Genomic DNA, 22,302 nt, shown 5'->3' with positions numbered 1-22,302 from the left:
CGGAGGCCCCCTTTCCTTGTCTGCGACCGATCGTATTAGAAACTGTTTCGAAACTCGCCCTGGCGAGTCATATGGTGGTGGTTTCGAGAACCGGAGCGGAGCGTACTTTTGGTACGTGAGCACCGGAAGCACAGAAAACGCCATCAGATGGCCGCCGGAGTAGAGTTTCCAAACAGTTTCTCAGGCGTTGGCTGCCGCAACCGCGCGCTTGGCCATCACCGCGATCAGATTGGCGCGATAATCGGCCGAGGCATGGATGTCGGTCATCAGATTCTTCGCCGGCACTTTCACACCTTCCAGTGCCGAGGCCGCGAAATTCTTGGCCAATGCTGCCTCGATCTCCTTCGAGCGGAAGACGCCGTCATCGCCGGCTCCAGTGACGGCGACGCTGACGCCATCCTTGCCCTTGGCAACGAACACGCCGACGATGGCGTAGCGCGATGCCGGATTGCGGAACTTTTCATAGGCCGCCTTGGCCGGCGCGGTGAAGGTGACGGCGGTGACGATCTCGCCTTCCTTCAACGAGGTCTCGAACAGACCCTTGAAGAACTTGTCGGCATCGATCTCGCGCTTGTTGGTGATAATGGTGGCGCCCAGCGCCAGGAGCGCCGCCGGATAATCGGCCGCCGGGTCGTTGTTGGCGATCGAGCCGCCGATCGTCCCCTTATGGCGCACCGCCGGATCGCCGATCAGTGACGCCAGATGGGCAAGCGCCGGACAGGCCTTCTTCAGCTTCTCGTCATTGGCAACGGCGTGATGCGTGGTGGTGGCGCCGATGGTGACGGTCTTGCCCGACACCTTGACGCCCTGCAGCTCCGCGATCCGCGACAGGTCGACAAGGTCGGACGGCGCGGCAAGCCGCGTCTTCATCGCCGGGATCAGCGTCATACCGCCCGAAAGCAGCTTGGCGTCGCCTGTCTTGACCAGCTTGGCAGCATCGGCGACCGAGGCGGCGCGGTGATAGTTGACTGCGTACATGGAATTCTCCCTTGGGTGAATGGGCGAATAGGGAGTAGCGAATAGCGAATAGGATCTATCCAGTCGCACCGCCTTCTCTTCCCTATTCGCTACTCCCTATTCGCTATTCGCTTTCAGTGTTTCGTCGCGCGGATCGCGGCCCAGACGGTGGACGGCGAAGCCGGCATGGCAAGATCGTTGCTGCCGATGGCGTCGGTGAGGGCGTTGATCACCGCCGGCGGCGAGCCGATGGCGCCGGCCTCGCCGCAGCCCTTGATCCCCAACGGATTGCCCGGGCATGGCGTGTTCGAGGTCGAGACCTTGAACGACGGCAGATCGCCGGCGCGCGGCATGGTGTAGTCCATGTAGCTCGCGGTCAAAAGCTGGCCGCTATTGTCATAATGGGCGCCTTCGAGCAGCGCCTGGCCGATGCCTTGCGCCAGCCCGCCATGCACCTGGCCCTCGACGATCATCGGGTTGATGATGTTGCCGAAATCGTCGGCAGCGACGAACTGGACGATCTCGGTGACGCCGGTTTCCGGGTCGACCTCGACCTCGCAGATATAGCAGCCCGCCGGGAAGGTGAAATTCGACGGATCGTAGAACGCCGTCTCCTTCAGCCCGGGCTCCATGCCGCCCGGCAGGTTGTGGGCAGTGTAGGCGGCCAGCGCCATCTGGAACCACGGCACGTTCTTGTCGGTGCCGGCGACCTTCAGCGCGCCATTCTCGATGACGATATCGCCTTCGTCGGCTTCGAGCAGGTGTGCCGCGATCTTCTTGGCCTTGGCCTCGACCTTGTCGAGGGCCTTGACGATGGCCGACATGCCGACTGCACCCGAGCGCGAGCCATAGGTGCCCATGCCCATCTGCACCTTGTCGGTGTCGCCATGCACGATCGAGACCGAATCGAGCGGCACGCCGAAGCGCTCGTTGACCAGTTGCGCGAAGGTCGTCTCATGGCCCTGGCCGTGGCTGTGCGAGCCAGTCAGCACCTCGATCGTGCCGACCGCGTTGACGCGCACTTCCGCCGATTCCCAAAGGCCGACACCGGCGCCGAGCGAGCCGACGGCAGCAGACGGCGCGATGCCGCAGGCTTCGATGTAGCAGCTCATGCCAATGCCGCGCAGCAGCCCCTTCTTGGCGGCGGCGGCCTTGCGCTTGGCAAAGCCGGCATAATCCGACGCCTTCATTGCCGCATCGAGCGAAGCGGCATAGTCGCCGGCGTCATAGCACATGATGACCGGCGTCTGATGCGGAAACGCTGTGACGAAGTTCTTGCGCCGCAGCTCGGCCGGCGAGACGCCGAACTGGCGGGCCGCCGTCTCCATCATGCGCTCCATGACGAAGGTCGCTTCCGGCCGCCCTGCCCCGCGATACGCATCGACGGGCGCGGTGTTGGTATAGATCGCCTTCACATTGGCGTGGATGGCCGGGATATTGTACTGGCCCGACAGCAGCGTCGCATAGAGGTAGGTAGGCGTCGCCGACGAAAACAGCGACATATAGGCGCCGAGATTGGCCTGGGTTTCGACCTTCAGGCCGAGGATCCTGTGGTCCTTGTCGAAGGCCATTTCAGCATGGGTGTGATGGTCGCGGCCATGCGCGTCGGTCAGAAAACTCTCGGTCCGGTCAGCCACCCATTTGACCGGCACGCCGGTCTTCTTCGACGCCCACAGGCAGACGATCTCTTCGGGATAGATGTAGATCTTCGAGCCGAAACCGCCGCCGACATCGGGCGCGATCACGCGCAGCTTGTTTTCCGGCGCGACATTGTAGAAGGCGCTCATCACCAGCCGCGCCACATGCGGGTTCTGCGAGGTCGTCCAGCAGGTGTAGTGATCCTCGGCCTTGTCGTAATGGCCAAGTGCGGCGCGCGGCTCCATGGCGTTAGGCACCAGCCGGTTGTTGATGATGTCCATCTTGACCACATGGGCTGCCTTCCCGAAGGCCGCTTCCGTGTCGTCGGCATTGCCAATGTCCCAGTCGAAGATCAGATTGTTGTCCGCTTCGGGGTGGATCTGCGGCGCACCCTTGTCCATCGCCTTGGAGGCGTCGACGACGGCCTTCAACTCCTTGTAGGTGATCTCGACCGCCTCGGCGGCGTCACGCGCTTGCCCCTTGGTCTCGGCGACGACAATGACGACGGCGTCACCGACATAACGGACCCGGTCGAAGGCGAGTGGCGACCATGCCCCCATCTTCATCGGCGAGCCGTCCTTGGAGTGGATCATCCAGCCGCAGATGAGATTGCCGATGCCATCGGCCTTGAGTTCCTTGCCGGTCAGCACGCCGATGACGCCGGGCATGCCTTGGGCCTTCTTCACATCGATCTTCTTGATCTGCGCATGCGCGTGCGGACTGCGCACGAAGGCGGCGTGCTTCATGCCGGGAACCACCATGTCGTCGACATAGCGGCCGGCGCCCGTGATGAATCGTTTGTCTTCCTTGCGCGCGACCCGAGCGCCAACACCTTCAATGCCCATCAGAAATTCCTCCGGAATTTATGGGAGTAGGGCAGCAGGGGAGTAAGGGAGTAGGAAAAAGGGCCTCGTTGCGTTGGCCTTCTTGCCCTACTCCCCTACTGCCCTACTCCCATATTCCCTTGCCTAAGCAGCTTGTTTCGCCTTACCCTTCGACCCCTTCATCGTCGTCGATGCGGCGAGGATCGCCTTGACGATGTTGTGGTAGCCGGTGCAGCGGCAGATGTTGCCGTCGAGCTCGGCACGCACCGTCGCCTCGTCGAGCCCTTCGGGGTGGCGGCCGATCATGTCGGTCGCCGTCATGATCATGCCCGGCGTGCAGAAGCCGCACTGCAGCCCGTGATGTTCCTTGAAGGCGGCCTGCACCGGATGCAGGTCGGCGCCATTGGCCAGGCCCTCGATCGTCAACACGGTCGAGCCGGAGGCCTGCACCGCGAGCATCGTACAGGATTTGACCGCCTTGCCGTCGACGTGGACGACGCAGGCACCGCATTGCGAGGTGTCGCAACCGACATGCGTGCCGGTAAGGCCGAGATTTTCCCGCAGGAAGTGAACCAGAAGTGTTCGGTCCTCGGCAGCACCGCTGACCCGCTTTCCGTTCACCATCAACGAAACGTCCGACATGGTCCCTCCCTGGGTATCAACCTTGGTCATCACGTTGCCAACGCGGCGTTGGCGCATCGGCCATGCGTTATTGGTACACCGCACATCGGACAAAAAACAGCACGTCGCAAACGCGGCACATTGTACTTTCGGTCATGGCCGCCCCCAAACATGCGGTGCCGGTGGCCCCATTGCCAAACCGCCGATTGAAGGCAACAATGTCGGTCGACGCCCGCGCGCCAGAAGCATTTAAAACAGCCGCGCACAAAAAAGCGTCGGAGGAAATGCGGAGAACATCGCTGGCCAATTCACAGACGCGCTATGCATGCGGCCTGTCGGCGCTCACCACGGACGAGCCCGACATGGAGGCGTTCGCCAAGGCGATCGCACTGGAAGCAGCCGCCATCGACGCGGGCTTTGCCCTGCTGTTCTTTTCCCAGAGCCTGGTCGAAGCCAGCGCCCTTTCCCAGGCGCTCATGACCCACGCGCCGGCGCTCCACCACGCCGGCTGCTCGACTGCCGGCGAGATCACGCCGCAAGGTCTCGAGGATGGTCATGTGCTGGCCATGCTGCTTCCGTCCCCCGCGTTTACCGCCGTCAGCGTGATGGTCGAAAATCTGTCCTCGTCGGGTATGGACAGGATCACCGGCGAGGTCGAGACCCTGCGGCGATCGCTGCGCGCGCGCCTCGGTTGCGATCGGACCAAAGGCACTTTCGCGCTCTGCTTCATCGACGGGCTCTCCTATGCCGAAGAAGCGGTGAGTTCAGCCATCCACTGGGGTCTCGATGACATTCCGCTGCTTGGCGGCTCCGCCGGCGACGATCTGAAATTCGAGACGACGCGCCTGATCTCGAACGGCAAGGTCACCTCCGACAGCGCCATCATCGTGCTGATATCGACCGAAATTCCCTTCCATGTCTTCAAGACCGACAATTTCGTTCCCACCGATGAGAAACTGGTTGTGACGGCTTCCGATCCAGATCACCGCATCGTGCGCGAGTTCAACGCCACCAATGCGGCGCAGGAATATGCCGCGTCCGTCGGTATCGTCGCGCAGATGCTGACGCCACTGAGCTTCGCCTCGCATCCCGTGGTGGTGAAGGTGGGCGGACAATATTATTGCCGGTCGATCCAGAAGATGCATGCCGACGGCTCGCTGTCGTTCTTCTGCGCCATAGACGATGGCGTCGTGCTGTCGATCGCTCAGCCCAAGGACATGGTGGAATCGACGCGCGCCGCCCTGCGCGACGTCGAGGAGAGGCTTGGCGGTATCGACATGATCCTCGGCTTCGACTGCGTGCTGCGCCGGCTGGACGCACGCAATCGGCAGGTGTTTCGCGAGATCTCGGAACTCTACCGGGTCAACAATGTCATCGGCTTCGGCACCTATGGCGAACAGTACCGGTCGATGCATCTGAACCAGACTTTCACCGGCATCGCCTTCGGCGAGCGCCAGGCGGCGGAATAGGACGGCGCAACAAGATGCCGCTGAGGGACATAAACGATCTTGAAAAGCTGAAGAAGATCAACGCGGCACTGGTCAGCCGCGTCGAGCGCTCGATGGACCAGCAAGGCAACGCCTTTTCGCTGTTCCAGACCACGATCTCGCTGGAAAACCGGGTGCGTACACGTACCGAGGAACTTCACTCGACCTTGCGGCGGCTGGAGCAGTCGAACATTGACCTCAGTGCCGCCAAGGAAAACGCCGAACTGGCGAACCTGTCAAAAACCCGTTTCCTCGCCGCTGCCAGTCACGACGTGCTGCAGCCGCTGAATGCCGCCCACCTTTCGGTTTCGGCGCTCGCCGAAGTTCAGACCAGCGACGAGGGCAAGAAACTGGTGCGGCAGGTCGAGCGCTCGCTGGAGACGATGGAGGACCTGCTGCGAACCCTGCTCGACATCTCCAAGCTCGATGCCGGCGTGGTGCAGCCCGACATAAGCGACGTCAGCCTGGAGGCGCTGTTCTCGTCGCTCCGCTCGGATTTCCTGCCGGTGGCGGAGATGAAAGGCCTGTCGTTGAAATTCCGGCCGGTCCATGCCGTGGTCCGCTCCGACCGCACGCTGCTGCGCCGTATCCTGCAGAACATTCTCTCCAACGCGCTGGGCTATACACGCTCGGGCGGCGTGCTTGTCGGCACCAGGCATCGCGGCGACACCATCCGCATCGACGTCGCCGACACGGGCTGCGGCATTCCCGACGACCAGCGCGAGGCGGTGTTCGAGGAGTTCCACCGCGGCACCTCGCCGGCCAATGCCGAACTGGACGGTGGCGGTCTCGGGCTCGGGCTCGCCATCGTGCGCCGCATGGCCAGCGCGCTCGGTCATCCCGTGACATTCTCGTCGAAGGTCGGACGCGGCACGATCTTCCACATCGATGTACCCGTCGGCATCGGTGCGCCAGCCGATGCCATCGCCAGCGTTGCCGACATGGAACGGCCGCGCGGCTATGGCCTGTTCGGCACCAAGGTGCTGCTGGTCGAGAACGATATCGAAGTGCTGCAGGCCATGACCTTCCTCCTCGAACGCTGGCAATGCCTGGTGCGGGCCGCGACCTCGACCGACGATGCGCTCGACATGCTTGGCGACACCGACTGGGTGCCCGACATCGTCATTGCCGACCAGCATCTCGACGGCGGCGATCTCGGCACCACGACCATCGCCGAAGTCCGCGACTATCTCGGCCGCGCCGTGCCGGCGCTGATCGTCACCGCCGACAGTTCGGAAGCGGTCGCCAAAGCCGCCCGCTCCGGCGGCATCGAACTGATGCGCAAGCCGCTGAAGCCGGCGCAACTAAGGGCGCTTCTGGCGCATCTGCTGGCCTGATCACTTCTCACGCGCTATTCCGATCGTCTTGAAAGGAGCGCGTCCTCCGGCAAATAAATCTGTGGATATTCCTGGCGTGACCAGTTGGTGTCGTATCGGCCAAATGAAGGAGGAGTATCTGTAAGCAACTGGGTCGGGGGATTTCATGAAACGGTTGCTTCTTGGCGCGGCTTTGCTTGCCGCTGGTGTATTCGGCGTGGATACATCTTTCATATCTTATATTAGAGGAAATGCAGGGATAGAGGCTCTTGCGCAAGAAGCGCAAGGCACTTCGCCCGGTCTTGGCACATCTGCGCCTGTCGGCTACGGCAATGGCGGCGCGGCGCTGGGCAGCGGGAAGCCGGCCGATGGCACGCCAGCGTCAGGCGCGTCGGCGGGTGCGGCGGGAGATGCGGCATCAGGTGGGGCGGCCACCGGCAGTCCGGATGCGGCGGCCAAGATTGGCGCCAAGCCGACTGATGCCAAGGCAACGGCCGCCAAGCCGACTGATGCCAAAACCACCAGCACAAAGACGACGGATGCCAAATCCGGCGCGGCAGCCAAGACGACCGATGCCGAAGCTGCGCCTGAGGCGCAGGCAGCGGTCGCAGCCGCCACGACGGCGGAGAGCGGCGATCCCGAGGCGATCGGCACCTCGAAGGTGGACCTGCCGAAGACATCGGGCAACGGCAATCTCGGCTATGCCATCGGCATCGATGTTCCTGCCTTCCACGGCATCGAGCCGCAGGTCGCGCTGAACTACAATTCCTCGCGCAAGACCAAGCTTGGCGGTCTCTATCAGGGCTGGCTCGGATATGCCTGGGGGCTCGATGGTTTTGACGTCATCGAGCGGGCAAGTCCGGGCTATGGCATGCCGGCTTACGATGCCAATGACGTCTACCTGTTCGACGGCCAGGCCATGGTCGCCTGCGTTGCCGGCATGGTCTCCCCGTCGTGTTCGACCGGCGGCACGCATGCGACCGAAAATGAATCCTACCGCCGCATTGCGCTCAACAGCACCAGCAATGAATGGAAGGTGACCGATCGCGACGGCACCGTCTCGACGTTCCGCTCAGTGGCGGCGGTTGCCAATCTGACGCCAACCGCCGGCACGCCGGCCTATGATCTTGCCACCAGCTACCACTGGCTGTTGACCTCAGTCAGCGACACCAATGGCAACACAGTCACCTACAGCTACTCTTGCCCGGCAAGCCCGGTCTGCTATCCGGCGAGTGTCACCTACAACGGCACCGCGATCACCTTCTACTACGAGACCCGTCCGGACGTGATCCTGATGGGCAACGGCCGCGATATTTCCGAGACTAGCCAGCGCATCAAGACGATCGGCGTGACCGTCAACGGCGTCGTGCGCGGCGCCTACAAACTGACCTACGACCAGGCGCCGTTCTCCAACACCTCACGTCTGACCCAGGTCACCCGCTATGGCACCGATGCCACTGGCACCGTCGACGGCACCATCACCGGCGGCACCGCGAAAGTGCTTGGCCAGATGACCTATCAGAATACCGATGGGGTGTATTCGCCCATAAACACGTCAGCTTTGGCCTCAATAAGGAAAGCAAATGATTCAGGGACTCTGGAGGTAAGCGATCTCGATTTTGATGGCCGAGATGAGATGTTCGGCGATTTTGTCTTGAAAACCTATAATGGTGGCGGCCACAATGGCTCTCCAAGTGTAAGTCTATCGAGAACAAAAAGAATCGTAACTTTTTCACAGAGCGGATTTCCGAATCCTATCATTGCCAAGGTCGTAGGCGCGGGAGATATCGACGACAATCCAGCCTTCTTTTCTCAGCCGGGACGATTTGTTTCGACGAAGCCCACGATCGATTTTGCGGAATCCACATCAGTCTCCCAGACTAATGGAGCGACAGGTCAGGTCACGACAACCACGACCAAGTCGATCGTTAAAACAGACGCCGCACTGGCAATGACTGCTGCCGCGTGCAACCTGACCGCTCCCGTTGGCTATCAGGAGGTATGCTATGCAATTCCGTCGGGTCAAACCAGCGGACCACCTGCGGCGACCATCACCGACGCTGACGGTGACGGCATCGACACGATCAACCCCAATAATGGACTGAACCCATTTATAGATAGTATGGTTGGAGTTGGCGATTTCCTAGGCGGCGGCCGTCAACAGCCGTTGTTTGCGCGCGCTCCTTCCAGTGTCATAAAGGGCGGTTTGTCGAGCGGTAGCTGGAAGCCAAATGGTGCTTCGTTCCCGATTACTTGTTTCCGACAAGATGGCCCTTGCGTACTTGGGGACCTCAACGGCGACGGTGCAACGGATCTGTTTCGATATAAGGGCAGTGATGACACCGCCAGTGTATGGCTGTCGACGGGTGTCGGTTTCAAGAATTACTCGGTGTCGTCTATCGCTGGCAACTCTGCGGTTCTTCGTGACTTTGACAACGACGGGCGGATGGATGTCATTACGATTGCTGGTGACGCGTTCAGTACTCAACCGTTGGAACCCCACACCGTCAGGGCGTTTTCTCTTCGCCCCTCGTCCACATCAATGACACCCGTGCAGTTTACACTGCCGGCGTCGATTATGGCAGGCGTCACCATCGGCGATTTCAACGGCGATGGATTGCCTGACTTTACCAATTACAGCACCAGCATGTTCATCTCGAACGCGGGCACGGGCAATCCGAACCTGCTTCGGCAGGTCACCACGGAACTGGGCGGCACGGTCGCGGTCGAGTACGCGTCATCATCGACCTGGGCGAACAACTACCTGCCGCAGGTCGTGCATGCGGTGACAAAACTCTCGGTCGGCGATGGGCGCGGCCAGACGGCGGTGAGCACCTACACCTATGCCGGCGGCAAATACGATCCGGCGGCGCGCAAATTCCTGGGCTTCGCCTCGATCGTCGAGACAAAACCGCTGGCCAATGGCGAGACGGCCCCCTCGAAGATCGAGACCACCTATCGCCAGGACCTGGCAAGCTTTGGCCTGCCGTCGCTGACGGTGTGGAAGGATGGCGCCGGCGTCGTCCACAAGCAGGTGGCCGAGACCTATGCGGTCAACACGACGGCAAAACCCTACACCGTGCAGAACACGGCCACCGACACGACGCTGACCGAGAATGTTGCGCGCAGCTAGCGGGTCGAGCGGGGCTTCGATGCCTACAACAATGTCACCAGCATCAAGGACTATGGCCGCACCGATCTCGGCGGCGACGAAACCTGGACGGAACGCTTCTTCTCGCCCAACACATCGGCCTATATCGTCTCGGCCCCGATCGCCGAACGCACGCATGCCGGGCTCAATGCAGCAGACCCTTATGTCAGCTATCGGCACAATTACTACGACGGCAACACAAGCGACGTTTGGGCAGTGCCGAACAAGGGCAATCTGACCTTGGCGCAAACCTTCAGCGATGTCTCAGCGAGCAAGACGGTTAATCAGTATTTCACCTACGACACCTATGGCAACAGGGTCTCGTCAACCAATGACCTCGGTCACAAGACCGAATGGGATTACGACCCCACCTATCATCTCTATCCGGTAACCGAGCGGGCATCGCGCTATTTTGCCACCGGCGGGCAGCCGGCCGATACCCGCTTCGTTTCGACCGCCACCTACAATGTCGTGTGCGGGCTGCCGGCGACGAAGACTGATCCGAACGGCATCATCAAGACCTTCACCTATGACGCCTTCTGCCGGCCATACTATGTGCAGCAGAACGTGCTTGGCCCCTATGTCAGGCCGCGCTTCGAGAACGAGGGCAATCCGGCGACACAAGCGCTGGTCGAATACACGCCGCTGCCCGATTGGGTCGGGGAAACCTTTACCCGCTCCTACTATGACGGGCTTGGCCGGGTCTATCGCGTCGAAACCTCCGGCGAGACGGCGGCAGGGCCAAGTCGCATCGCCGACACCGACTACGACCCGCGCGGCAATGTACTGCGCACCGCCTTCCCGCGCTTTGTCGGCGAGGCCGCGCAATGGACCACCAACTCCTACGACTGGGCCGACCGGCTGGTGAAGACGGTCAATCCGGATGCCAGCCAACGCACTTACTTCCACTATCTTGCAACCTCGAGCAGCTTCAATCCGTGGCTTTATGGGGTAGTGCTCACTGACGAACTTGGTCATCAGACCAAAACCGTAACGTCGACACATAGCGATACCACAGCGGTGGTACGCGACGTCGTTGGCATGGCACTGACCGAATACCGCAGCTACGACCTGCTGAGCCGGCTGATCAGCGTCAGCGATCCCGGCGGCTCGAACTGGTCCTACACCTACGACCTGGTCGGCAACCGGCTGTCGGCGTCGGATCCCGATTTGGGCACCTGGACCTATGTCTATGATGCCGCCAACCGGCTGATCAAACAGACCGATGCCAGGGGCACGGTCACCACGCTCGCCTATGACCAGATGGACCGGCTGACGCTGAAGACGGCAACCGCGCCGGGCGGCAGCCCGGTGACGCTGACGCAGAACACCTACGATCAGGCGGCGTCAGGCTACTACAACATCGGCCAACTGACCCGCTCGGAAAACGCCGCCGCCGTGCAGCTCTACAATTATGACGGTCTCGGCAAGGTCGCCCGTCAGGATGCCACCATCGCGGGGATCACCCACACGACGTTCAACGTCCACGACGGCTCCGGCCAGACGCTTCGCAGCCAGTATTTTCCCGTGCAGCTCGACTTCGGCACGCCGACAGCGCATTTGCAATACACCGCCGGCAAAAAGCTCTATTCGGCGCCCGGCTTCATCACCTCGACGCTCTACGAAGCTGACGGCCAGACCAAGGAGATCACCTACGCCAATGGCGTGAAAACGTCCTTCACCTACTCGCCGACGCGGCGCTGGCTGACTCGGATAACCACCACGCTCGGCGCCGGGACAGTAATGGATCGCCAGTTTACCCGTGACAGCCTCGGCCGAATTACCGACATCGCTGGAACCTCGGCCACGGGTCCGAACAGCTGGCACTATGTCTATGACAGTGCCGATCGGCTGACCACGGCCGACAATCTCGGCGACAACACGCTGGACGAGACGTTTGTCTACGCCGCCAACGACAACATGACTTCGCGCACCCGCGTCGCCGGCACCTATGTCTATCCCCCGGCCAGCGCCGCTCGTCCGCATGCGCCAATTTCGGTCGGCGCCAATGCGATGGCCTACGACGCCAACGGCAATTTGACCTCGGACGGCAGCCGCACCTTTGTGTGGGACGAGGCCAATCGCCTCAAGACGGTCACCCGCGCCTCCAACACCGTCAATTTCGCCTATGGACCTGATGGTGCGCGGGCCAAGAAGTCATCCAGTTTCGCCACGACGCTCTATCCCGACGCCAATGTCGAGATCAATCCGGCAACACCGGGCGCGGAGATCTACACGCGCTATCCGCATCCCGACATCAAGGTCGTCGGCACCACCAAATACTTCCTGCACCGCGAACATCTCGCCTCGGTGCGCCAAGTCACCGACATGTCGGGCACCGTCGTCGACGCCACCAGCTACGCCACCTATGGCGAAAGCCTCAACACCGGCTTCCAGACGCAGAAGAACTACATCGGCGAACGCTTCGATCCCGAGACCGGCCTGCTGTATCTCAATGCACGATACATGGATCCGGTGCTGGGGAGGTTCATTTCGCCGGATGATTGGGATCCGACCAAGGAAGGTGTTGGCACCAACCGATATGCTTATGCTCAGAATGATCCGGTAAACAAGAGTGACGCCAATGGGCATGCCGATTTACAGGGTATCGCTAGAAGCTACATCAACCGGGAAGTCGGAACCCAAGTACAAGCCCTCGCCGACGTCGAGCAAGATGCCGCGAAAGGCGCGGCAATTGGAGGCATTGCCGCGTTAGGTGTTGGAGCTGTTGTCGCAGCGCCGGAAGCAGCGGCAGCTGTAAGTGCTGCCTTTCCTGAAGCGGCAATGTTTGCCACCGAAATGGTCGCCGCAGAGACAGGGCTGATTGCTCCGGCTGGCGCAGTTGGGGCAGTGGCGCTATCCAGGTCGGAAGCTATGAAAAAGGCCTTGGATACAGTAACAGAAAAATTAAGCTCCTCTCAGTTGTCAAGCTTTAAAAACTACATGGGTAAAGTGCCGAGCAATTCAACTGAGAATGTTTCCATATCTGTCCAAAAAGGCACTGCAACTTTTACAACCGTTTCACCTGGGAAGGTTCCCGGTTCCTATGCCACGTATGAGAAGGTGGTCGACATGAACGGAAAAACCCTAAGTTACAGCAAGAAAGTGTTCGACCCGCTTGGGGGGCTAGTTTCCAACAAAGATAAGCTATCGAAGGCTGACAGTCCTAAGTCCGGAAGCGGCGGTAGCGGATCTGACAAAGGGTCAGCGGTTAGCGTCAACGATCACGAGGTCAGCAAATGATCAACGAAGATAGGATAAAGGCGGTAAAATCTTTGATAGGATTGGAGAAACCAATAGATTCATGTATAAATGCCTTAAATACTTTTTCTTGGGATTATGATGGAGATCCTGTTATTTTAAATCGAACAGATGTTGAGAGCGTTATGAAGAGATTTCTAGATGGAAATTTGAGCAAAACTGATCTAGAAGCATGGGCAGACGCAATAGAACTTCGAGACGATATAGCATTTTATGGATCAGATGCCAATTGGATAAAGATGGTTATTACAACCCTATCGACACCGCCGCTATATGGTCCGATCACAAGAGAGAGTGTCGAGCAACTTCTCGGATTGCAGTGACAGTGTCCTTTTACCATCTTCGCCCGGCCGTCATTGTGTGTAAATTGATCACATGGCTCGCCTTGCCCGCATTATCGTTCCCGGGCTGCCACACCATGTGAAGCAACGAGGTGACGGGTAAAAGCTCAAAACCCCGCCTGATCGCGAAACAGCTCCGCATTGTCCAGCTTCGAAACGTCGATCACCGCTTGCGTGCGGCTGTAGACATTGAGCTTGCGCAGAATCTCCGAGACGTGCGCCTTCACCGTGGGAATTACGGTGACAGTGCACCTTTTGCCCCGTTTGCTCGAATTACGGTGACAGTGCACTTTTTACCTTATTCGCCGGCATCGCCGCGCATAAACTGACCACATGGCTCGCCTTGCCCGCATCGTCGTTCCCGGCCTGCCGCACCACGTGACGCAGCGGGGTAACGGGCGCGCCAAGGTGTTTTTCACGCCGCAAGACTACGCGCTCTACAAAAACCTGCTGGTCGAACATTGCCGCGCCGCCGGTGTCGGCATCTGGGCGTGGTGCCTGATGCCGAACCATGTGCACCTGATCCTCACGCCAGCCGACCCGGATGGCCTGCGGCGTGCGCTCGCCAAGGTGCACCGTGCCTATGCAGGCGTTATCCACGCTCGACAAAGGAAAACCGGTCATTTCTGGCAAGGCCGCTTCGGCGCCGTCGCCATGGACGAGGATCATCTCCTGTCGGCGGTACGTTATGTCGGGCTGAATCCCGTGCGCGCCGGACTGGCAAAGCAGGCGGCGGATTGGCCCTGGTCAAACGCTCGGGCACATCTGACAGGTGAACCCGATGACGTCACGGATTTGCGGCCGATGAAGGACCGGTTGCCGTCGTCGATCGGATTATTCGATCTGCTCGACACGGATGTCGCGGCGTTCGACGCCTTGCGCAAGGCCGAGAGCATCGGTCGCCCGGCGGGCAGCGAGGCATTTCAGGACCGGATTTTCGGGAAAACCGGAAAAGCCGTGAAATTGCGGAAGCGAGGCAGGCGGTCAAAGGAAAATAGTGCGCTGTCACCGTAATTCAACCCCAGGATTTAATCAGTGACAATATGAAAGAATATAAGTTCACCGCCAAGGAATTTTCGATATTGGCAGCTGTATTTGACAGCATCCATTATCCTTTCCATGATCAGAGAGATATTGGGGAATATGATTCCTTTAAGAAAAATACTAAGAATACATCAATGAAATCAATTATAGAATAATAGGAGACAAACTAATAGATCAACAAATTGACAAAAATATCCTCTGCTAACCTGAACTACGACACGGGGATAGAGCAGATAATTGAGATATATACCGATATTATTTCTGAATAGAAGAATTACAGTGACAGTGCACTTTTTACCCTATTTGCCAGCATCGCCTTATGTAGACTGACCGCATGGCCCGCCTTGCCGCATTGTCGTTCCCGGCCTGCCTCACCACATAAGGCAACGCGGTAACGGGCGCGCCAAGTCTCTACAAGACCCTACTGGTCGAGCATTGCCGTGCCGCCGGTTTCGGCATCTGGGCATGGTGCCTAGCCTGCGTCGTGCGCTCGCCAAGGTGCACCGTGCCTATGCCGGGGTCATCCACACACGACAAAGGAAAACCGGGCATTTCTGGCAAGGCCGCTTCGGCGCCGTCGCGATGGACGAGAAAGCGGACATTGCTGCGCGGCAACCGAACCCGATGGCGACTGTCGGCGTTTGTGGGCAATGAGCTTTCGAGTCGAACCGCTTTCTCGACAGAATTGGCCGGCACTCGTGGATCTGTTTTCGGCGAGCGGGCCTGTCGGTCGTTGCTGGTGCATGTATGGCAGGATCGGCCCGGCTTACCGAAAGCAGCCGCCCGATCGGAATCGGCACGAATTTCAGCAAGCGGCGCTATCGGGCGATGTGCCTCAGGGCCTTTTGGCCTTCGATGGAGAAATGGCCGTCGGGTGGTGCCAAATCACGCCCATCGAAGCCGTGCCTTACCTGAAGAAAAGATGGATCGGGGCAGAAGATCGCAGGGAAGAGACATGGTTCATCTCCTGCTTCTACGTCCGCAAGGGCTATCGTCGCCGCGGGATGACGCGAACGCTGATCGAGGCGAGCATCGCTCACGCAAGACGACATGGCGCGAAGGCGATCGAGGCGATGCCGCTCGATGGCGGCAAGTCGCCGAGCGCAACGGGTAGCGGCTACGTGTCGACCTTCGAGAGCGCAGGTTTCCAAGCCATCGCGCACCGCGATGCGGCCCGCCCGCTGATGAGACTTTCGCTGTCATGAGCCATGACGGTGGACGCCCGCCCTCAAAACCCAGCCTGATCGCGAAACAACTCCGCATTGTCCAGCTTCGACACCTCGATCACCGCTTGCGTGCGGCTGTACACATTGAGCTTGCGCAGGATTTCCGACACATGCGCTTTCACCGTGGTCTCTCCCACCTGCAGCTCGTAGGCGATCTGCTTGTTGAGCAGGCCCTGGCGCAGCATCTGCAGCACGCGCAGTTGCTGCGGCGTCAGCGTCGACAGGCGTTGCACCATGTCGGCGCGGTCGGCGCTGTCGGCGTCCGGCGGCCGGCCTTCATAGGTCTCCGGCACATAGATCGCGCCTTCCATCACCGAGCGGATGGCTGCGGCGAGGTCGCTCTTGCGCGCCGATTTCGGGATGAAGCCGGCAGCGCCATAGGACAGCGCTTCGGAAATGATCTTCGGCTCCTCGTAACCAGAGACGATCACCACGGGCAGGCGCGGATAGCGGGTCCGGAGTTGCAGCAGGCCGTCAAAACCGTGCACGTCGGGCATCGAGAGGTCGAGAAGCGCGAGGTCGAACGGCTTGGCATCGGCCAGAAGATCGAGCGCCTCGGTGATCGAGCGCGCCTCCACCGTGTCGACTTCCGGATAGGCCATCTGCACGGCGCTGTGCAGCGCCTCACGAAACAGCGGATGGTCGTCGATGATCAGGAACCGGGCGCGATCGTGGGTTGCGGTCATGGGGTTCATTTCAGTTCGTGAGCAATTAGAATAACCTCTCCACCATGGCCAGATTATTGCCAAATAGTATATCGCCATCTCCGACGGAAAGTGCCGCCGGCACTTTCTCGACCAGATCGCCTTGTCCAGGCCCTAAATCGATCGAATGCTCCGGCAACCAAGCAGAGACCCTTGATGACAGAATTCGTCCTTCCCCTGCCCGCAACCGCATCGGTGGCCGTTGCCGGCTCGTCCGATCGTTTTGCGGTGCGCCGTATCTACTGCGTCGGCCGCAACTACGCGGCGCATGCCCGCGAATTCGGCAATGACGAGCGTGATCCGCCCTTCTTCTTCACCAAGCCGGCCGACGCGGTGGTCGATTCCGGCACCGCTATCCCCTACCCGCCGCTGACGGCCAATCTGCACCACGAGATCGAACTGGTGGCCGCGATCGGCAAAGCCGGCTTCCGCATTGCCCGCGACAAGGCGCTGGACCATGTCTGGGGCTACGGCGTCGGCATCGACCTCACCCGCCGCGACCTGCAGGACGAGGCCAAAAAGGCTGCCCGGCCCTGGGACTGGTCGAAGGCCTTCGACCGCTCCGCCCCTTGCGGCCCGCTGGTCCCTGCGGCGAAATCCGGACATCCGCAAAAGGGCCGCATCTGGCTCGCCGTCAACGGCAAGGTCAGGCAGGATGCCGACCTCGCCGAACTGATCTGGCCGATACCGGATATCGTGTCGATCTGCAGCGAGGCGATGGAGCTCGAGCCCGGCGACCTGATCTTCACCGGTACGCCGGCAGGCGTCGGCGCGGTTGGCCCCGGCGACACGATGACCGGCGGCGTCGACGGCATCGGGACCATCGAAGTGACCATCGGCCAGCCGAAGTGAGGCCATGAGCGAACTCGTCCTGCACAACTACTACCGCTCCTCCACCTCGTATCGGGTGCGGATCGCGCTGGAGATGAAGGGGCTGAGCTACGACTACGTCCCGCATCATTTGCGCCATGGCGAGCACCTCGAACCAGCCTATCTCGCGGTCAATCCGCAAGGGCTGGTGCCGGCGCTGGTGCTCGGCGACGGCACGCTGCTGACGCAATCGCTGGCGATCATCGAATTCCTCGACGAGACCAGCCCGGAACCACCGCTATTGCCAGGGGATGCGGCCGGTCGGGCACGGGTCAGAATGCTGGCGCAGATGATCGCCTGCGACATCCACCCGGTGAACAATCTGCGCGTGCTGACCTCGCTGCGCACGCTGTTCGGCGCCGGCGACGAGGACGTCGTCAACTGGTTCCGCCACTGGGTGAACGAGGGCTTTCAGCCGCTTGAAAAGATCCTGGCCTTGTCGGCGGAGACCGGAACATTCTGCCATGGCGACGCGCCGGGTCTGGCTGACATCTGCCTCGCCGCACAGATTGCCAGCAATGCCCGCTTTGGCGTCGATCTGACGCCCTACCCGACGATCGCGCGCATCAATGCCGCCTGCATGGCGCTGCCGGCCTTCAAGAAAGCGGCGCCCCAGAACCAGATCGATGCCGAATAGAGAAGCCACCGATCCAGAGGAAGTAAAGGCGCTTGCCGACATCGAGGCCTATGGCTGCCATATCCTGTACGTGCTGGAGGAAGGCGACCTGGCGCCCTTCGCCTATTCAGTCGGTATCGAGCACAATTTCGGGGCTCCAGAATTGGTCGTGATAGGTCTGAGGCCTGAAATCTCGCAGTCCATCATCAACGAGTATTGCAGACGGGTCCACTCAGGCGAGGTTTTCGAACCAGGACAGCGAACGTCGGGCTTCGTCAAAGACTTCGACTGCCAGTTCGGCGCTGTTCATATCGAGCACTACCCCGAGCATTTCGGCTGGATCTCTGGTTCTACGACGGCCCGGATTTCCGTGTCTTGCAGCTGATTTTTCCTACGACTGAAGGCATCTGGCCATGGGACGCTGAGGCCGACGACTGGTTCCGAGCCTGGCAGCCGCTGCTCGACACGGCTCCCGCGTCCCAGGCCTGATCGACGGCATCAATTTCGGACTCGCCGCGCCAAGGAATCGGCTATCTTCGCGCTTCGATGCGCGTGGTCCGTGAAATTATTTGGAGTTATCGATGAAAGCCGTCGTCTTCGAGAAATTCGGCGAAGCGCCGAGGATCCAGACCATTCCTGATCCGAAGCCGGCAGCCGATGGCGTCGTCATCAAGGTCGAGGCGACCGGTCTGTGCCGCAGCGACTGGCATGGCTGGATGGGTCATGACGAAGGCATCACGCTGCCGCACGTGCCGGGCCACGAACTTGCCGGCATCGTCGTCGCCGCGGGCAAGCAGGTCACGCGCTGGAAGGCCGGCGAGCGCGTCACAGTGCCGTTCGCCGTCGGCTGCGGCCGCTGCTTCGAGTGTAATTCGGGCAATCACCAGGTCTGCGAGCACCAGACACAGCCTGGCTTCACCGGCTGGGGCTCGTTTGCCGAATATGTCGCCATCGAACATGCCGACACCAATCTTGTGCGCCTGCCCGACGAGATGGAATTCGCCACCGCCGCCAGCCTCGGCTGCCGCTTCGTCACTTCGTTTCGAGCCATTGTCGACCAGGGCCGGGTGAAGCCGGGCGAATGGGTCGCGGTGCATGGCTGCGGCGGCGTCGGCCTGTCGGCGATTATGATTGCCAGCGCCATGGGCGCCAATGTCATCGCCATCGATCTCACCGACGAGAAACTGGATTTCGCCAAAAAGATCGGCGCCGTCGCCACCATCAATGCATCTACAACGCCGAACGTGGTCAAGGCGGTCAAGCAGATCACCAATGGCGGCGCGCATATGTCGATGGACGCGCTCGGCCACCCCACCACCTCGTTCAATTCGATATCCAATCTGCGCCGGCGCGGCCGCCATGTGCAGGTCGGTCTGATGCTGGGCGAGCATGCCCGGCCGCAGGTGCCGATGGACAAGGTGATCGCCTTCGAGCTCGAAATCCTCGGCAGCCACGGCATGCAGGCCTATCGCTACCCCGCGATGATGGAGATGATCCGCCACGGCAAGCTCAAGCCGGAACTGCTCGTCGGCAAGAGGATCAGCCTCGACGAGGCGCCCGCAGCCTTGATGGCGATGGGCGGCTTCGAGGGCATCGGCATTGGGGTGGTGACGAAATTTTAGGCGAGGACGGCACCGTCGTCAGGCAATCGCGCGTCGTGGCAATTCCTGCTTCGCGAATCGCTTGGCGCCTACGACGCAAAGCACGACGCCAAGCGTAACGACCACCATCAGCGGGCTGACCTGCTCGTGCAGCAGCGTCGCTGCCAGTGCCAGCCCGAAAAATGGCTGCAGCAGCTGCAACTGTCCAACCGCGGCGATGCCGCCTTGCGCCAGCCCGCGATACCAGAACACGAAGCCGATCAGCATGCTGAACAGCGAGACATAGGCAAGCCCCATCCACGCACTGACGCCGACGCCGTCGAACGACGGCGGCATGGTCAGCAGCGTCAGCACCAGCATGATCGGCAGCGACAGCACCAGCGCCCAGCAGATCACTTGCCAGCCGCCGAGCCTGCGCGACAGCGCGGCGCCCTCGGCATAGCCGAGGCCGCAAGCGATGATGGCAGCCAGCATCAGACCATCGCCAACCGGCGAGGCCGTCACGCCCTGCGTCAGCGCAAAGCCCGCGACCAGCGCACTGCCTATGCATGAAAACAACCAGAACGCCGGGCGCGGCCGATCGCCGCCGCGCAGCACGCCGAATATCGCAGTGGCCAGCGGCAGCAGGCCGACGAAGATAATGGAATGGGCCGTGGTGACGTGCTCGAGCGCCAGCGCGGTCAGCAAGGGAAAGCCGACAACCACGCCAAGTGCCACGATCACCAGCGACAGCAGATCGCCGCGCTCCGGGCGTTTCTGCCGAAACAGGAGCAGGAGCGCAAGGCCAAGCAGTCCGGCAATCGCCGCCCGGGCCGAGGTCAGGAATGTCGGATCGAATTCCCTGACCGCCACCCGCGTCGCCGGCAGCGAGCCGCTGAAGATCAACACGCCGATGAATCCATTCATCCAGCCACTCGCGGTCTTGTCCATCGTATGCTCCGTTTGTCGGCTCCGTATCGCGCGGAGCCGGTAGTATCGCCAGAGACAATGCGGTACAATTATGCAAAACTGTCATGGTCAGCAGAGCAGTACGGATGGACAAGCAGACTACAGGAAGCGAGAGCGGCGGTACGCTGGTCGAAGGCGTCATGGCGACGATCCGCCAACGGATCGCGGCGCGCAGCCTGGCGCCGGGAGCGCAATTGCCGTCGATCCGCACCTTTGCCAAATCAATGCGAGTGTCCAAATCCACCGTGGTCGAAGCCTATGAGCGGCTCGCCGCCGAAGGCGCGATCCGCTCGCGGCCGGGCTCCGGCTTCTATGCCGCCGGATCGCTGGCGCCGCTGTCGCTGGCCGAAATCGGCCCCCGCCTCGACCGCGCCGTCGATCCGCTCTGGATCTCGCGACAGTCCCTGGAGGCCGGCGATGACATGCTGAAGCCCGGCTGCGGCTGGCTGCCCGCTTCATGGATGCCACAGGCAGGGCTGCGCCGGGCACTGCGCACGGTGGCGCGTGCCGACGATGTCGCACTGGCCGATTACGGCACGCCGCTCGGCCTACCACCGCTGCGGCAATTGCTGGCGCGACGCATGGCCGGGCATGGCATCGAGGCCTCGCCCGAGCAGATCATGCTGACGGAATCAGGCACGCAGGCCGTCGACCTCCTGTGCCGGTTCTTGATCGAGCCCGGCGACACCGTGCTGGTCGACGACCCCTGCTACTTCAACTTCCACGCCCTGTTGCGCGCTCACCGGGCTAAGGTCGTCAGCGTTCCCTACACGCCGTCGGGGCCGGATATCGATCTGTTCGCGCAGGCGTTGGCCGAGCATCGGCCACGCCTCTACATCACCAATTCCGCCATCCACAATCCGACCGGCGCGGTGCTGTCGCCAGTCACCGCGCACCGGCTGCTGAAACTCGCCGATCAATCGCAATTGACCATTGTCGAGGACGACATCTTCGCCGATTTCGAACATGCGCCCGCCCCCAGGCTGGCGGCGTTCGATGGTCTCAACCGCGTTGTCCATATCGGCAGCTTCTCCAAGACACTGTCGGCATCGGTTCGCTGCGGCTTCATCGCCGCACCGCGCGACTGGATCGAGCCCCTGACCGACCTCAAGATCGCCACGACCTTCGGCGGCGGCCGGCTCGCGGCCGAACTGGTGCTGACGTTGCTGAAGGACGGCAGCTACCGCAAGCACATGGATTTGCTGCGTGCGAAGCTTGCGCGCGCCATGGGCGAGACGGCCGCCCACCTGAAAGCGATCGGCATCACGCCGTGGATCGACCAGCCGGCTGGCCTCTTCCTGTGGTGCAGCCTGCCGGACGGCGTCGATGCGGCCGAAGTCGCCCGCCGCTCGCTGGCCGACAACATCGTGCTGGCGCCCGGCAACGCATTCAGCCTGTCCGGAACGGCTGGCCGCTTCCTGCGCTTCAACGTTGCCCAATGCGCGGACGAGCGGATTTTCAGGGTGCTCGAGGCGGCGATGGCGCGTTGACGCGCATCAAGCTGATCCTGTTGCCTGTGCAACCTTCGGCTGCTAGGGAAACGCGAGCGCACTCGAGAGAATATTCGCGCCATCATTTTCCGGGATAGCGTTTATGGGAACCAGCAAGTCAGCAGACAAGTAGGCCGCAACAGCACTTCGTTGTTGCGGCGGCCCGTCATTTCCCATCTTCAGTGAGAACGGCAGATCGCCGCCAAA

16 protein-coding genes and 3 pseudogenes are annotated in these 22,302 nt (G+C 61.1%); 13 read left to right on the top strand and 6 right to left on the bottom strand.

Annotation, left to right across the window (positions count from 1 at the left end; translation table 11 throughout):
- Positions 1–180 precede the first annotated feature (180 nt).
- The 3 genes from MESCI_RS17465 to MESCI_RS17455 all read right to left on the bottom strand — a co-directional run bounded on the left by MESCI_RS17465 (position 181) and on the right by MESCI_RS17455 (position 4,061).
- Positions 181–978 carry an FAD binding domain-containing protein gene (locus MESCI_RS17465; protein WP_013531267.1) on the bottom strand — a complete coding sequence of 266 codons (798 nt, stop codon included), beginning with the start codon at positions 976–978 and terminating at the stop codon, positions 181–183.
- A gap of 113 nt (positions 979–1,091) precedes the next feature.
- Positions 1,092–3,440, bottom strand: coding sequence for a xanthine dehydrogenase family protein molybdopterin-binding subunit (locus MESCI_RS17460; protein WP_013531266.1), 2,349 nt, complete (start codon positions 3,438–3,440; stop codon positions 1,092–1,094).
- A gap of 123 nt (positions 3,441–3,563) precedes the next feature.
- Positions 3,564–4,061, bottom strand: a complete 498-nt coding sequence (locus MESCI_RS17455) for a (2Fe-2S)-binding protein (RefSeq protein ID WP_013531265.1) — start codon at positions 4,059–4,061, stop codon at positions 3,564–3,566.
- 263 nt (positions 4,062–4,324) lie between these two features.
- On the opposite strand from MESCI_RS17455, the gene MESCI_RS17450 reads away from it, so the two are divergent.
- The 5 genes from MESCI_RS17450 to MESCI_RS17430 all read left to right on the top strand — a co-directional run bounded on the left by MESCI_RS17450 (position 4,325) and on the right by MESCI_RS17430 (position 13,578).
- Positions 4,325–5,509, top strand: coding sequence for an FIST signal transduction protein (locus MESCI_RS17450; RefSeq protein ID WP_050580471.1), 1,185 nt, complete (start codon positions 4,325–4,327; stop codon positions 5,507–5,509).
- 14 nt (positions 5,510–5,523) lie between these two features.
- Positions 5,524–6,864, top strand: coding sequence for a hybrid sensor histidine kinase/response regulator (locus tag MESCI_RS17445; protein WP_013531263.1), 1,341 nt, complete (start codon positions 5,524–5,526; stop codon positions 6,862–6,864).
- Between the two features lie 145 nt (positions 6,865–7,009).
- Entirely contained in the window at positions 7,010–9,976 is a 2,967-nt protein-coding gene (locus tag MESCI_RS17440; protein WP_013531262.1) for a toxin TcdB middle/N-terminal domain-containing protein, read from the top strand.
- A 258-nt stretch (positions 9,977–10,234) separates the two neighbouring features.
- The gene (locus MESCI_RS17435; RefSeq protein WP_164919923.1) at positions 10,235–13,237 is read left to right on the top strand and encodes an RHS repeat-associated core domain-containing protein; all 3,003 of its coding nucleotides are present in this window, start codon (positions 10,235–10,237) and stop codon (positions 13,235–13,237) included.
- A complete protein-coding gene (locus tag MESCI_RS17430) occupies positions 13,234–13,578 on the top strand; it encodes a hypothetical protein (protein WP_013531260.1) in 345 nt (114 codons plus the stop codon). Before MESCI_RS17435 ends, MESCI_RS17430 begins: the two co-directional genes overlap by 4 nt.
- Positions 13,579–13,703: 125 nt before the next feature.
- On the opposite strand, the pseudogene MESCI_RS17425 reads toward MESCI_RS17430, so the two are convergent.
- Positions 13,704–13,826: pseudogene (locus MESCI_RS17425) on the bottom strand (LuxR C-terminal-related transcriptional regulator); the annotation flags it as partial.
- A gap of 103 nt (positions 13,827–13,929) precedes the next feature.
- Here MESCI_RS17425 and MESCI_RS32665 point away from each other — a divergent pair.
- From MESCI_RS32665 to MESCI_RS17415, 3 genes and pseudogenes are all read left to right on the top strand, one after another.
- Positions 13,930–14,229 (top strand): annotated as a pseudogene (locus tag MESCI_RS32665) (transposase); the annotation flags it as partial.
- Positions 14,230–14,250: 21 nt separating this feature from the next.
- Complete coding sequence (locus MESCI_RS32660) at positions 14,251–14,610, top strand: hypothetical protein (protein WP_245268644.1); 360 nt, start codon at positions 14,251–14,253, stop codon at positions 14,608–14,610.
- A 773-nt stretch (positions 14,611–15,383) separates the two neighbouring features.
- The gene (locus MESCI_RS17415; RefSeq protein WP_164919922.1) at positions 15,384–15,845 is read left to right on the top strand and encodes a GNAT family N-acetyltransferase; all 462 of its coding nucleotides are present in this window, start codon (positions 15,384–15,386) and stop codon (positions 15,843–15,845) included.
- Positions 15,846–15,868: 23 nt separating this feature from the next.
- Here the strand turns inward: MESCI_RS17415 and MESCI_RS17410 are convergent, their stop codons facing one another.
- Positions 15,869–16,552 (bottom strand): response regulator, encoded by a 684-nt coding sequence (locus MESCI_RS17410; protein WP_024503826.1) that lies wholly within the window; start codon positions 16,550–16,552, stop codon positions 15,869–15,871.
- Between the two features lie 174 nt (positions 16,553–16,726).
- Between MESCI_RS17410 and MESCI_RS17405 the strand changes: the two genes are divergently transcribed.
- From MESCI_RS17405 to MESCI_RS17390, 4 genes and pseudogenes are all read left to right on the top strand, one after another.
- Positions 16,727–17,422: a fumarylacetoacetate hydrolase family protein gene (locus tag MESCI_RS17405; RefSeq protein ID WP_013531256.1), complete on the top strand. Its 696-nt coding sequence runs from the start codon at positions 16,727–16,729 to the stop codon at positions 17,420–17,422.
- Between the two features lie 4 nt (positions 17,423–17,426).
- Positions 17,427–18,077, top strand: coding sequence for a maleylacetoacetate isomerase (maiA, locus tag MESCI_RS17400; protein WP_013531255.1), 651 nt, complete (start codon positions 17,427–17,429; stop codon positions 18,075–18,077).
- Positions 18,010–18,545: pseudogene (locus MESCI_RS17395) on the top strand (DUF4262 domain-containing protein). The gene maiA and the pseudogene MESCI_RS17395 overlap by 68 nt, the downstream one beginning before the upstream one ends.
- 92 nt (positions 18,546–18,637) lie before the next feature.
- A complete protein-coding gene (locus MESCI_RS17390; protein ID WP_013531254.1) occupies positions 18,638–19,678 on the top strand; it encodes a zinc-dependent alcohol dehydrogenase family protein in 1,041 nt (346 codons plus the stop codon).
- 18 nt (positions 19,679–19,696) lie between these two features.
- On the opposite strand, the gene MESCI_RS17385 is transcribed toward MESCI_RS17390, so the two are convergent.
- Positions 19,697–20,587: a DMT family transporter gene (locus tag MESCI_RS17385; RefSeq protein WP_013531253.1), complete on the bottom strand. Its 891-nt coding sequence runs from the start codon at positions 20,585–20,587 to the stop codon at positions 19,697–19,699.
- 104 nt (positions 20,588–20,691) lie between these two features.
- Between MESCI_RS17385 and MESCI_RS17380 the strand changes: the two genes are divergently transcribed.
- Positions 20,692–22,095 carry an aminotransferase-like domain-containing protein gene (locus MESCI_RS17380; protein ID WP_013531252.1) on the top strand — a complete coding sequence of 468 codons (1,404 nt, stop codon included), beginning with the start codon at positions 20,692–20,694 and terminating at the stop codon, positions 22,093–22,095.
- Positions 22,096–22,302: the final 207 nt, after the last annotated feature.

It is taken from the genome of Mesorhizobium ciceri biovar biserrulae WSM1271, from assembly GCF_000185905.1.
In the GTDB taxonomy this organism is placed as follows: domain Bacteria; phylum Pseudomonadota; class Alphaproteobacteria; order Rhizobiales; family Rhizobiaceae; genus Mesorhizobium; species Mesorhizobium ciceri.
This window is presented reverse-complemented; position numbering and strand designations above follow the sequence as displayed.